General features: G+C 67.0%; 14 protein-coding genes. 6 read left to right on the top strand and 8 right to left on the bottom strand.

Features of this window, described 5'->3' with window-relative positions:
* Positions 1–551: 551 nt before the first annotated feature.
* A complete protein-coding gene (locus tag ACWEO7_RS31425) occupies positions 552–1049 on the bottom strand; it encodes an N-acetyltransferase family protein (protein WP_452428598.1) in 498 nt (165 codons plus the stop codon).
* Positions 1050–1261: 212 nt separating this feature from the next.
* On the opposite strand from ACWEO7_RS31425, the gene ACWEO7_RS31420 reads away from it, so the two are divergent.
* The gene (locus ACWEO7_RS31420) at positions 1262–1951 is read left to right on the top strand and encodes an FHA domain-containing protein (RefSeq protein ID WP_452428596.1); all 690 of its coding nucleotides are present in this window, start codon (positions 1262–1264) and stop codon (positions 1949–1951) included.
* 30 nt (positions 1952–1981) lie between these two features.
* Here ACWEO7_RS31420 and ACWEO7_RS31415 read toward each other — a convergent pair whose 3' ends face one another.
* From ACWEO7_RS31415 to ACWEO7_RS31405, 3 genes are all read right to left on the bottom strand, one after another.
* Complete coding sequence (locus ACWEO7_RS31415) at positions 1982–2647, bottom strand: serine protease (protein WP_452428594.1); 666 nt, start codon at positions 2645–2647, stop codon at positions 1982–1984.
* A gap of 167 nt (positions 2648–2814) precedes the next feature.
* Positions 2815–3093, bottom strand: coding sequence for a hypothetical protein (locus ACWEO7_RS31410; protein WP_379251464.1), 279 nt, complete (start codon positions 3091–3093; stop codon positions 2815–2817).
* 217 nt (positions 3094–3310) lie between these two features.
* Positions 3311–4774 (bottom strand): MFS transporter, encoded by a 1464-nt coding sequence (locus tag ACWEO7_RS31405; protein WP_452428592.1) that lies wholly within the window; start codon positions 4772–4774, stop codon positions 3311–3313.
* Positions 4775–4828: 54 nt separating this feature from the next.
* Between ACWEO7_RS31405 and ACWEO7_RS31400 the strand changes: the two genes are divergently transcribed.
* From ACWEO7_RS31400 to ACWEO7_RS31380, 5 genes are all read left to right on the top strand, one after another.
* On the top strand, positions 4829–5590 hold the full coding sequence (locus tag ACWEO7_RS31400) for a TetR/AcrR family transcriptional regulator (RefSeq protein WP_452428590.1): 762 nt from the start codon (positions 4829–4831) through the stop codon (positions 5588–5590).
* A 143-nt stretch (positions 5591–5733) separates the two neighbouring features.
* Positions 5734–6465: an acetoacetate decarboxylase family protein gene (locus ACWEO7_RS31395; protein WP_452428588.1), complete on the top strand. Its 732-nt coding sequence runs from the start codon at positions 5734–5736 to the stop codon at positions 6463–6465.
* A gap of 527 nt (positions 6466–6992) precedes the next feature.
* Positions 6993–7385 carry a YidH family protein gene (locus ACWEO7_RS31390; protein WP_452428587.1) on the top strand — a complete coding sequence of 131 codons (393 nt, stop codon included), beginning with the start codon at positions 6993–6995 and terminating at the stop codon, positions 7383–7385.
* Complete coding sequence (locus ACWEO7_RS31385; protein ID WP_450018215.1) at positions 7382–7690, top strand: DUF202 domain-containing protein; 309 nt, start codon at positions 7382–7384, stop codon at positions 7688–7690. Before ACWEO7_RS31390 ends, ACWEO7_RS31385 begins: the two co-directional genes overlap by 4 nt.
* 47 nt (positions 7691–7737) lie before the next feature.
* On the top strand, positions 7738–9639 hold the full coding sequence (locus ACWEO7_RS31380; RefSeq protein WP_452428585.1) for an alkyl/aryl-sulfatase: 1902 nt from the start codon (positions 7738–7740) through the stop codon (positions 9637–9639).
* A gap of 12 nt (positions 9640–9651) precedes the next feature.
* On the opposite strand, the gene ACWEO7_RS31375 is transcribed toward ACWEO7_RS31380, so the two are convergent.
* The 4 genes from ACWEO7_RS31375 to ACWEO7_RS31360 form a co-directional block, all read right to left on the bottom strand.
* Positions 9652–10143 carry a hypothetical protein gene (locus tag ACWEO7_RS31375; RefSeq protein WP_452428583.1) on the bottom strand — a complete coding sequence of 164 codons (492 nt, stop codon included), beginning with the start codon at positions 10141–10143 and terminating at the stop codon, positions 9652–9654.
* Positions 10144–10245: 102 nt separating this feature from the next.
* Complete coding sequence (locus ACWEO7_RS31370; RefSeq protein WP_452428581.1) at positions 10246–10758, bottom strand: DUF1990 family protein; 513 nt, start codon at positions 10756–10758, stop codon at positions 10246–10248.
* A 103-nt stretch (positions 10759–10861) separates the two neighbouring features.
* Positions 10862–11407 (bottom strand): M23 family metallopeptidase, encoded by a 546-nt coding sequence (locus tag ACWEO7_RS31365; protein ID WP_452428579.1) that lies wholly within the window; start codon positions 11405–11407, stop codon positions 10862–10864.
* A 23-nt stretch (positions 11408–11430) separates the two neighbouring features.
* Positions 11431–11712, bottom strand: a complete 282-nt coding sequence (locus ACWEO7_RS31360) for a hypothetical protein (protein ID WP_452428577.1) — start codon at positions 11710–11712, stop codon at positions 11431–11433.
* Positions 11713–11974: the final 262 nt, after the last annotated feature.

Genomic DNA, 11974 nt, shown 5'->3' with positions numbered 1-11974 from the left:
CGGCCACCGGTCGAATACGAACACATCTACCATCAACAGACCATCTCGGCCGAGGTGGCCTGAACTCGGGTCTCCACCGGATCCAGGACGGTTCAGTCTGAGGGCGGCGGTCCGTGCCTTGCCCTGCCGGAGCGTGTGCGAGTGTGGGCGGCTGGTGCCCTTGGCGTGCTGGAGTATGTGAGGGCGGCAGTTCGTGCGTGGGCCTGCTGGAGAGTGTGCGTGAGGGAGGCGCGGCCCGTGTGTGGGCGGCCCGTGTGTGGGCCTGCCAGAGTGTGGGCGGCCGGTGCTCTGGGCCTGCTGGACTGTGTGCGAGTGTGGGCGGGGCCAGTTGCCTCAGCCTGCCGGCGCGTGTGCGTGGGAGGCCGTGTGGGCTTTATCGAGTGCGCCGCATCCATTGGGCTCGTCGCCACTGCTGAACCCACATCGTCGCAGTGCGGTCGCCGGTTCCGCCCAGGTGGGCGCGCGCCGCCACTACGACACCCGGCATAGTCGCAGGCCGCGATTTCCCGGATAAAGGGAGTTCGCGGACAAGCGACAACATCCGCGACCTGTCATGGGCTGACGTAGTAACGCACCCGCGCCTCTTGTCCATCCGCGGTATGCCAACCGCCGGGCCCGCTGTGCACCTGCCGCCAACCGTGCCGCTCGTACATCGCTATCGCCGCCGCACTGTCGGAGGCCACGGTGAGTACAGCACGGTGGCCCCGACTCGCGGCCATGCGCGCAGCCGCGGTCAGCAACTGCGAACCCACTCCCACCCGGCGCGCGGCCGGGACGACATACAGCCGGATCACCGAGACGACAGGCTCCGCGGGGACCGATTCGCGCACGACCTCCGGCATTCCGCCGCCCGTGCCGAGTCCGGCGTGCCCGACCACCGCTCCGTCGTGTTCGGCGACAAGGGCCGCGAGGAGTTTGGGCGGCGACAGCCAGCCTGCCGGGTCCGCAGGCCACACGTCCGGATACCGATCGTTGTCGTGGACGTGCCGCAGTGCCGCGGCGCAGGCGTCGAGGTCACCCTCGGTGCGCGGTCGAATGCTGACGCTCATCTCGACCATTCTTACTGCCCCACGCTGGAGGCAGCGTTATTCAGACCGATCGGTTGGTTTTCCGTTCATTGTCGTGCGCTGCGGTCCGGTACTGCCTCGCTCGCGCAGAGAAGTAGTCGAATACGCATGTGATCGGCGTTGAGAAAGGGCACCCTTGAGGTAGCGAATCAGTGCCCGCAGTTCACGGCGTACTTCGAGTGGGAAGACGAGCGATGTCTACGTCCAGCGGACCGGAGGCCCTGCGTCGCGAACTGCACCCACTGGTGGGGCAGTCCGCGTGGCGCCGCTCGGCCATCGCTTCCGCCTCGCCGCGGCCCGCCGCACCGGACGGGGCGCGGGAGATCTCCCTCAACGGCGGCGCGTCCAGGATGACGATCGGGCGCTCCGTCGCCGCCGATATCGTCGTGACTTCCGACCCGACCGTGTCCCGGCTGCACGCCATTCTCGAGCGGGTGGGCGGATGCTGGACCATCGTCGACGACGGATTGTCCAAGAATGGGACATTCGTCAATGGCGAACGTGTGGGCGGTCGGCGGAAACTCGGTTCCGGCGACATGATTCGCGTGGGTCGATCGGTGTTCGTCTTGCGGGCCGACGAGTCCTTCGACGAGGAAATGACTCTCGCCCATTCACCACTGCCGACCCGAAACTCCCTTACCCCGGCCCAGTATGTGGTTCTCGAGGCGCTGTGCCACCCGTACGACGCGCGCGACGCGTACTCGTACCCCGCCTCCAACCGGCAGATCGCGGACAATTTGTGCCTGAGTCTGTCCACGGTGAAGACGCATATGCGGGCGCTGTTCCGGATATTCCAGGTCGAAGCCTTACCCCCGAACCAGAAGAGGCTGTTCCTGGTCGAGCGCGCTATCGAATTCGGCATCGTCACCGACCAGGAGAGGTAAGGCCCCGCATGGTGCGGAAATGAAATCCGATCAGATCGGCTGAAAACCGGAACCTGCCCCGCCGCGTGCATTCACGTCCGCGACGACCGCGGTGATGTCGGCGCCGAGTTCCGGTCCGAGGCACGGCACCGCCAGGTAACCGTTGACCATGCCGACGAGCGTGGTTCCGACGACGAGCGGAGCGCCCGAATCTCCCTCGGCGACACATGTTTGGCTCCACGTCGAATTGCCGCCCGTCAACATATCGCCGTAGGCAGGCCCGCAGGTCCGGCCGGTCGTCCTGCCTTCCTTGCAGACGGTGTCCGGGAATCGCGCCGGCCCGCCCAGGCCGGTGATGGTGGTTCCGCCCACTTGGTTGACCGGCGTCACCTTCCCCGGATCGAATTCGATGACGGCATAGTCCATGTCGTTGTTGGCGTAGACGATGGTGCCGAGGGTGCCTGCGTCGCGATCGTTCTCCGAGACGATGGCGGCATTCGCCCCACCGCAATGCCCCGCGGTGAACCCGACCAGCCGACCACCGGAGTCGCGTCCGATCGTGGTCAGAGTGCAGATGTTCTGACCGCCGACGACGATGCCGGAGCCGCCACCCAGAACGGATGGCGTCGCGGCCTGCGCGGTCCCAGGTGCTCCGAACGGCGCTGTCATCGCGGCGAATGCGGCCACGGCGCCCACGAGTTTCCTGAACTTGGTCATCCGGTAATTCAACCGCACTTATCCGTGCGTCACCGTCGATTCCCAGATGTTCACGGCAGGGATACGGCTCGAAACGAATTTCTTCATCGGGGTGGGAAACAGAGGTGATGCGCCTCGGGTCATGCCCGAGGCGCACTCGTGTTGGACGGGCTTATGACGAAACGCGATCAGGCAGCGCAAACGGCCACGGCAACCGCGTTGGCCACCGGCGGAAGCAGCAACAGAGGAGCGCAGAAAATGCCCAGCGGCCAAATCAGGCCCAGTGTCGCGGGCTCGACCTGAACAGGTACGGGATGATCCGCCACTTGCACCGGTCCCGGTGCTACGTCCGGGGCTGCGGAAGCGAAACCTGACCCGAGGGCGATGATCGGTGCGAGCGCTACTGCCGCCGCCGTTACGCGCATTTTGTTCGTGATCATGATGTCTCCAGTGGTTGATTGCTTCACCAGCCCTCGTTTGTTGAAGGCCTCAGTGTGAACACACAACCAACTCTGCTCGGAGCAAGCGCGAGAGGCCATCAGCCTCCGGGTCGGAATCATTCATACCGGAGGAGGCGAGAAGACATCGGAATCGCTATTCTGCGCGAACCGAATGTGGCCGTCGAATCAGGCGGCGCCGCGCCGGACGGTGATCTCACCTGCCCGGCGCGGCCCGCCGAAACGATCAGCCGTGCGCGACCGGAGCGGGGTCCGGCTGCTCGGCCGGTTGCGGACGCCGGGCGCGCAGCAGCACCGCGCCGAGCACGGCGGCGGCGATGCTGAATCCGGCGCTGATCCACGCGCCCGTGGACATGGCGGCGGTGAAGGCGTCCTTGGCGGGCTCGACGTAGCCGAGTTGGAAGGCGGCGCCGATGGATTCACGCGCCGCGTCGGGCGCGTCGGCGGGCATGTTCGAGGTGAACACACCGGCCAGCACGCTACCGAGGACGGCGATGCTGATCGCCATGCCGACTTGCTGGATCGTGTCGTTCATCGCGGAGCCGACACCGGCGTGCTCCAGCGGAATGGCGCTCATGATGGCCGCGTAGGCGGCCGGACCCGCCAAGCCGCCGCCGACACCCATCACCAGCATGCTGACCAGCACCCAGAGATATCCGCTGCCGAGCGCGAGGATGCCGAAGGCCACTCCCATGACGAGCAGGCCGGACACGACGAGTGTCTTGTTGCTCAGCGTTTTGCCGAGCGTCGCGCCGAGGCCGTTGCAGACCGCGGCGGCCACGGCGTACGGGAGCAACGCCAGTCCGGCCTTCATCGGGCCGTAGCCGAGTACGAACTGCAAGTACTGAGTGAGCATCAGCATGACCGCACCCATGCCGAAGACCATCAGCAGCAGGGTGAAACAGGTGCCGGTGAAATCGCGGCTGCGGAACACCGCCAACGGCAGCATCGGATGTGCCGATCGGCTCTCCCAGATGACGAAGGCGGTCGCCGCGACAGCGGCCAGCGCGAGCACGCCGAAGTTCCATTCCCGTTCGATGATCACGTAGACCGTGGCGCTCAGCGCAACGACGGACAGGACGACGCCGACGAGATCGACCGGTCGCTGCTCACCGGCGGTCTCCGGCATCAGCACGACGGCCGCGATGATCGCGAGCACCGCCACCGGGATATTGAGCAGGAAGACCGATCCCCACCAGTAGTGCTGGAGCAGGAAGCCGCCCAGCGTGGGACCGGCGACGATGCCGACCATGGAGACCGTCGACCACGCCGCCATCGCCGTGCGCCGTTCGTCCTCGGCGAAGCTGGTCATCAGGATCGACAGCGTCGACGGCATCAACAGCGACCCGCCGACGCCCATCGCGACGCGGGCGGCCACGACCTGCCACGGTTCGGTCGCCAGTACGGCGGCCAGCGAGGCCGTCCCGAACATGGCAAGCCCGGTGATCAGCGCTCGTCGCCTGCCGAAGCGGTCGGACAAGCTGCCCGCGGTGAGCAGGAGCCCGGCGAAGACCAGCACGTAGGCGTCCAGGATCCACTGGACATCCGACGGTGTCGCGCCGAGTTCCCGGATCAGCGAGGGGATGGCGAGATTCAGCACGGTGCTGTCGAGCATCAGCACCAGCAAGGACAGACAGAGAACCCCCAGGACCCACCAGCGCCGGGGGTCTCGCACAATGTTCGATTCCACTCGCACAGCGTACGAGAAACTCGAACAGTGTGCGAGCGATTATAAGATCGTGTTGTGACCAAGCAGTTCGCGTCGGTATGGACCAAGCAGCCGCGCCAGCCCAAATCGCCCGGGCTGCGCCGCGAGCAGATCATCGCGGCGGCCGTCGAGATTCTCGACGCCGAGGGGCTGGAGTCGCTGAGCATGCGCAAGCTCGGCGCGAAACTGGGTGCGGGGGCGACCAGTCTCTACTGGCACGTCTCCAACAAGGACGAGTTGCTGGAATTGGTGCTCGACGAGTTCTGGGGTCTGGTCCGGACCCCGGAGCCCGAGGAGGCGTCCTGGCGTGAACTGCTGAACACCTTCGCCTACAACTTGCGCGCGTCCATCAGGGAGCATCCATGGATGGCGTCGCTGGTCGGGCAACTGCCGAGCATCGGCCCCAACTCGCTGCGTTTGAGCGATCGGCTGCGCCGCGCGTTCGTCCGGGCGGGTTTTCACGGTGTGGACATCTATCTGGCCAGTGGCACGGTGATGTGTTTCGTCTTAGGTCAGGTGATTCCGGAGATCGCCTGGGACAAGGTGTCCGAGGGGATGGAGATCGACGCCGACGGCGTGCTGCGCGTGATGCAGGACGTGGCCGGCGACTATCCCGAGATGCTCGCGGACTATCGGGCGACCGTGCCGACCGACCAGGAGGCCGCGCGTGCGATGGCGTTCGACTTCGGCTTGCTCTGCGTCCTCGATGGCCTGGAAGCTCGCCTGCGCAACCTGCGGGAACCCGGGCAAGAGTCGCGGGCGGCGGGATCTCCCATGGGTGACGCCGATCGAACGTGAAACAGGTTCTCGGCAGGTTCAAACGGGCTACCTATCGGTATTGTGCCGATAGATTGAAACGTGTTCTATATACGTGATCCGGTACCGGATCCCGCATGGCCACGCGGCGCGCCCGAGCGCCGATGCGCAGAAAGGCGTCCGACGTGAGCACGCACACCGTTCTCGGCCGAGAGGTGCGCATGCCGGTCCGCATCCGGCTCGCGCGCGCGTTCATGGCCACCTATCTGGTGCCCGCTGAACGGGCGCAGCGCCTCATCGACTACTCCGGCCTGGGGATTCTCCGGCTCCCGGGCGGGCGGGCGATGTGCACGCTGGTCTTCGTCGACTACGTCGACGGCGATCTGGGTCCGTACAACGAGTTCGGCGTCTCGTTCATGGTGCGCCACCACACCGCGGGGGCGCCCTCCGGAATCGGCGACCTGCGGGCGCTGGTGACCGGGCAGGCCGGCGTGTTCATCCACAAGCTGCCGGTGGACGGCGAGTTCACTTTGGCCGCAGGGCGTGGCATCTGGGGCTTTCCAAAGGAACTCGCCGAATTCGTCGTTGATCACGACGGCCGGACGCGCAGTGGCGCGCTGCACCAGGACGGGCGGCTCATCGCCGATCTCACGGTGCGGCCGGGGTTCGCGACCCCGAACGGTCGCGCCGCGGGGTCCTCGTTCGACGCCTACTCGCACGTCGACGGTGTCACCCGCTGCACGCGCTGGGAGATGCGGCCTTCCGGCATGCGTGCGCGTTTCGGCGGGGCGGAGCTGACGCTGGGCGACCATGCGATCGCCGCGGAACTCCGGTCGCTCGGCCTGCCGCGGCGTGCGTCGATGTCCTCGTCCGTCTCGCGGCTGGTGATGACATTCGAAGACGCGATCTCGATCTGACGTGCCCTCCGCATAACCACCCGGTCACGGGCGGGTGGGGCACGTGGACGGTCCGGCGCGGCTGCGGTTAGCCTGACTTAGCGGATCGTTTGCCAACGCTCTCAGTTATGGAGTGTGCCCGTGATCGTCGCCGACCGGACCTGCGTCGCTGAAGGACGCTTCGAACAGCGGATATCTCACGACTGCGAGTGGCTTGCGCAAGTGATCTCCGGTACCGGATACGCTCCGAAACTTTGGTTGCTGGCTTCTTCGGAAACGTTCGCGTCTTCGGCCGGCCATCCGGACCGCTCGATGGTCAGCGTGCTCGCCCGGACAAGATTCTCAGGACACGTAGCGGAGTCGGTCGCGTTCCCGCCGTCGGTGATGGCGCGCCGCGAGCTTCCCCGATCCCCACTAGCGTGGTGTGTCGTGACCACCGTGCAGTCCGGCGTCCTCCTGCGCATCGGAACACCGCCTGGCGCAACGACATGCAGACCCGTGCGGCGCGAGCGGGGCGGCCTCCCGAGGCGCAGGTCGTCGGACGCCCGATGTCGGTCGACCCGAACCGAGGCGGCGTGACGCTGCCCAATCCCGCAGCCGAGGGTGAAGAGGGTGAGGAGGAGCTCGACTACCGCTTCACGCTCGCCAACGAGCGCACCTTCTTGGCTTGGATGCGGACCTCGCTCGGACTGCTGGCCGGTGGCGTCGCGGTGCACACGCTGGTTCAGTCGTTCCGGATCGCGGGATTGCGGCGCGCGATCGCGCTCAGCTGCCTGGTCTTGGCGGCGGTCGTCGCGATCGGCGCGTACGGGCACTGGCGGCGCATCGGCGTGGCCATGCGGCGCGGCGATCCGCTGCCGGAGACGGTGCTGGTGCCGATCCTGTCGGCGGGCATCGCGATCGTCTCGGTGCTGGCGGCGGTGGCGGTGCTGCTGCGGTGAGCGCGCCACATCTGTCCGCCGAACGCACCGCACTGGCGTGGCGGCGCACCGCCGTATCGGCGATGGTCGTCGGCACGCTGTTCCTACATCAGGCTCTCGGCAGCGGATGGCGTGCGGCCGCGGTCGCGCCCATCGGCGCCGCGATCGCGATGGCGGCGCTGACGGGGGCTTGTTATCTGCGCAACCGCGGTCTTCGCCGAGGCCGGTACGCCCACGGTGGTCGCGTCGTCGCCGCGACGGCCGCGGCCGTGGTCGTGGTCGCGCTGGCCGCCGCGGCGGCCGGTTCTCTCGAACCGCTGCCCTGACCGGGTGGCGGCCCAGCAAGGTTGGCCGAGACGACAGGAGGACGACAATGTGCACAGCGAGCGAGCCGAGCGGCTTCATCGTCGCGGAGCACGAGCGTGCGACCGCCGCGCTGCCATTCGCCGACACGACCGATCTGGCCGACGCCGATCGAGGCTTCGTCGCCGCGCTGGATCCCGGGGTGGTCACCTCCGAAGACGGAACCGTCGTCTGGGACAACGACTCCTATTCGTTCCTGCGCGAACCCTGCCCGCCCTCGGTCCATCCGAGCCTGTGGCGGCAGTCCGGCCTCGCGGTGCGACAGGGGTTGTACGAGGTCTGCGCGGGCATCTATCAGATCCGTGGTTTCGACATCTCCAATATGACGCTGGTCGAAGGCGAGACCGGAGTCCTCGTGATCGATCCGCTGATCTCTGTCGAGACCGCCGCGGCCGGTCTCGCGCTCTACCGCGCGCATCGTGGCGACCGCCCGGTGACCGGTCTGATCTACACGCATTCGCACGCCGACCATTTCGGCGGAGCCTGCGGCGTCATCACCGCCGAGGAGGTCGAGACGGGACGCTGCCCGGTGCTGGCGCCTGCCGGATTCCTGGAACACGCGGTGGCGGAGAACATCTACGCGGGCACGGCGATGGCGCGCCGTGCGGGGTATATGTACGGCGCCGTGCTACCGCGCGGTCCGCTGGGCGCGGTGGGCTCCGGGCTGGGCCAGACCACGTCGGTCGGCACGGTCACGCTGGTCCCCCCGACCGTCGACATCACCGCCACCGGGGAAGAGAAGACGATCGACGGCATACGGATGGTCTTCCAGCTCACGCCCGGCACCGAAGCGCCCGCGGAGATGAATTTCCACTTCCCCGACCGTCGCGCGCTGTGCATGGCGGAGAACGCGACCCACACCCTGCACAACGTGCTCACGTTGCGCGGCGCGCTGGTGCGTGACGCGCATGTCTGGGCGAAATACCTGACCGAGGCGATCAACCTGTTCGCCCGTGACTCCGACGTCGTCTTCGCCTCGCACCATTGGCCGACCTGGGGCACCGACCGCCTGGTGGAGTTCCTCTCGCTGCAACGGGATCTGTACGGGTATCTGCACGACCAGACCGTCCGCCTGCTGAACCAGGGCTACGTGGGCGCGGAGATCGCCGAGCTGGTCGCCCTCCCGCCCGCCATCGAGGAGGCCTGGCACGCGCGCGGGTACTACGGCTCGGTCAGTCACAACGTGAAGGCTGTCTATCAGCGCTACATGGGGTGGTTCGACGGCAACCCCGCACATCTGTGGGAGCATCCGCCGGTCGAATCCGCTCGGCGGCACGTGGAATTCATGGGGGGTGCGGACGAAGTGCTCCGCAAAGCGCGGGCCTCCTACGACGCCGGGGACTACCGCTGGGTGGCGCAGGTGCTCAACTACGTCATATTCGCCGATCCGGACAACGACGGCGCGAAAGAATTGCAGGCCAGTACCTTCGAGCAACTGGGCTACGGCGCGGAGAACGCCACGTGGCGCAACTTCTATCTCAGCGGCGCCTACGAACTGCGCTACGGCTCGTTCGGCACGCCCACCAAGACCGATTCGCCCACGATGGCGGCGGCGCTGTCCATCGACCAGATTTTCGACGCCCTGGCGTTGCGCGTCGACGGCCCGAAGGCGTGGAATCACCGCCTGGTGACGGACTGGATCCTCACCGACCAGGACCGTACCCACCGGCTCGAGTTGCGCAACGGCCGCCTCACCCACTTCGACGTCGCTCCGGGCATGTCCCTGCCGGAAGCCGATGCCACCTTCACGCTGGCCAAGGCAACACTGATCCGCGTGTTGCTGGCCGGTGACGACTTCGGCGTCGCGGCGGCCGCCGGCGACATCGTCATCGAGGGAGACGTCACCAAGCTCGCCGAACTGGTCGACATCTTCGACGCCCCGGACCCCGATTTCGCGATCGTCACACCGTAGTTCGCGCTTTTCTCATCTCGCGTCGCGGCCGAAGAAATAGCCGACCACGATCCCGGCGAGGCCCGACACCGGCGCAAGGTATTGCGTCAGTTCCTGTGCGGGCAGACCTTTGACGATGCCGAACATGACTCCGGCCACCGTGCCCGCCACCAGCGCGGCGGCGAGTCCTGCGCGGTAGCGCGCCTCCAGGATCTTGTTCTTCGCCTCCGCCTCTTCTTTGATCAGCTCGGTGCGCCGCGACTCCGCCTGCAGCTCATGATCGCGCCGAGCTCGGTCGACGGCCTCGGTGTCGGCATAGGCCGAGGCTTGGTATTCGCGCTTCGCCGTGATGTAGGTCATCATCTGGTCGAACGAAAGGGACTCGACGCCCATCAGTCGAGAAGATTCGATGATCTCCTGGATCTCGGCACGGCTGTCGAGTGCCTCGCTGTAAATGGGCGAGGCCGGATCGCTGTCCACAGGGAAATTCACAGGACTCTCGGCCATTTCGGGTTCGCCGGTCACCGGAACAGTATCGCCCCGTCGTCGCTGCCCTGCTGGTTGATCAAAAGTTCTGATACGAAGCCGTTTTGGGTCATTCCGAACATACGGCCGTTGCGGCATTGCTCAATCGGACGTCGGCAATGTCGCGAGGTATCGGCCCGCAACGAAGCGCTGGGTCAGCCGCATAACGGGTCCACCGAGCCGGGTGTACCAGGTGGCTGGGCGGGAGAACGCGACGATCAGCCCGTACACCATGTCGTCGGCGGAGTCGTACTCGACCGCGAACAATTCTTCGCCGGAGGCCGGGTGCCCGGGCAGGGTGCCGTACGCGAAACCCCGTCGGTCGGGTTCGTCGAGGACGTACACCACGCGGCACGGAGCGGTGATCCCGAACGGACCGACTCCGAGCCGCACGGTGACGGTGGTGCCGAGCTCGGCCGTCGGAGTATCGGCGGATCGGAAGATCCCGGTGCCCTTCTGCACGCCGTAAGCCAGAATTTGGGCCCCCGCCTGCTCGAACAGCGCGCGTCCCCGGCCGATGCGCCGCCGCAGCCGTAACCCGTGATAGCCCTCCGGCGGCCCACCCCGGGTCGCGCCGAGTTCGGAGTACGTGAACGGCTCCAGCCCATCCGCCATGTCCTGATCTTCACCCCACGGCCCATAGTCTGGCCATCTTGTGCCGCCGACACGCCGGTCCCAGGCGACGACGCCGCCGACCGATGCGCTGTGACGCGGCGGATCATCCGACGCCGGGCACGGGGCGCACCGGCTTGAGCCGCAGGGGAGTGAGACGCAGAAGCCCGAGGGGGTCCAGATACTCACGGTTGCGGTGGGGACCGCCTTCGACGCGGGCTCCCCAGTGCAGACACACCGCCACGCATCCCAGGTGCCCGGACTCCAGCGTGCCGATCCGGGTACCTCGTCCGACGCGCCTTCCCACGGGGACTTCGGCTTGAACGGGCTCGTATGTCGTGCGCAGCCCGCCGCGGTGTTCGATGGAAACGACCGGCTTGTCGGCCACCGTTCCGGCGAAAATGACGATCCCCTCTCCCGCCGCGAGCACAGCTTGCCCCTCGGCGCCTGCCAGATCGACCCCGCGATGCCCCGGTAGCCAGTTCTGCGCGGGTTTGTCGAAGTGCCGAACCACCGCGGGGCGCGGCTGCAGGGGCCAGTCGAATCGCCCTTCGGGTCGGGCTGTCGCGGTCGGCGCCGCCGCGACGATTGCGGCGATGCCGAGAGCCAGCGCCGAAGAAGACCGCCGCCGCATCGCATTCGACCTGGTCATTCGCGCCGCGCTGGGAGGGTCGACTACGACCCGCAGAGGGGTGCGGGCGGTGCGCACAGGTCGCTACCGGAGACGGAACTCGTCTCATGCCGGTCGTCCCCACCGCCACCGAGTCCGGCATGCCGGAAGGGCAGCGGCGCGCGACGCGGCAGGCCGGACAGGGACGGCAGGCAGACGGAGCCAGTGCACGCCCCGAGCCCGGGTTTCGCGGCAGGCGTCTCGGCCCCGACCGGCGGCGCGGTCACAATGCCGAGCGCGAAGAACAGCGGAATCAGAAGGGTTGTCGCGGTGGAGATCGGTTTCATGGCTCAACCCTTCCGCGGTTCCGGCGTCGCCGAGGGCTCGATCCGTGGAATGGGGATAACCCGCTCGACTGTGGAAAGCCGCCGTTCCGCCTGGTCGGAGGCTTCGGATCGGACCGATTTAGATCTGGTGCTCCGAGGTCGTAAACTGATCGAGCGGTCTGTGCGTGCATGGACCGACTTCGCGCGCCACCGTGCTTGTTCATAGCGGCGCTGTTCGAATCGAGCTCGAGACAAATTGGGTTCGCGGCAGCGTGTTCGGAAC

The sequence above is a fragment of the Nocardia sp. NPDC004260 genome (genome assembly GCF_053603155.1).
The sequence above is the reverse complement of the archived record's forward strand: the minus strand, read 5'-3'. Positions and strand labels throughout refer to the sequence as shown.

Excerpts from the sequence above, each read along its gene's own strand:
- ACWEO7_RS31415 (WP_452428594.1), bottom strand. The coding sequence starts at position 2,647 with ATGACCAAGTTCAGGAAACTCGTGGGCGCCGTGGCCGCATTCGCCGCG.
- ACWEO7_RS31370 (WP_452428581.1), bottom strand. The coding sequence starts at position 10,758 with ATGGCGGATGGGCTGGAGCCGTTCACGTACTCCGAACTCGGCGCGACC.
- ACWEO7_RS31420 (WP_452428596.1), top strand. The coding sequence starts at position 1,262 with ATGTCTACGTCCAGCGGACCGGAGGCCCTGCGTCGCGAACTGCACCCA.
- ACWEO7_RS31390 (WP_452428587.1), top strand. The coding sequence starts at position 6,993 with ATGTCGGTCGACCCGAACCGAGGCGGCGTGACGCTGCCCAATCCCGCA.
- ACWEO7_RS31360 (WP_452428577.1), bottom strand. The coding sequence starts at position 11,712 with ATGAAACCGATCTCCACCGCGACAACCCTTCTGATTCCGCTGTTCTTC.
- ACWEO7_RS31365 (WP_452428579.1), bottom strand. The coding sequence starts at position 11,407 with ATGACCAGGTCGAATGCGATGCGGCGGCGGTCTTCTTCGGCGCTGGCT.
- ACWEO7_RS31380 (WP_452428585.1), top strand. The coding sequence starts at position 7,738 with ATGTGCACAGCGAGCGAGCCGAGCGGCTTCATCGTCGCGGAGCACGAG.
- ACWEO7_RS31425 (WP_452428598.1), bottom strand. The coding sequence starts at position 1,049 with ATGAGCGTCAGCATTCGACCGCGCACCGAGGGTGACCTCGACGCCTGC.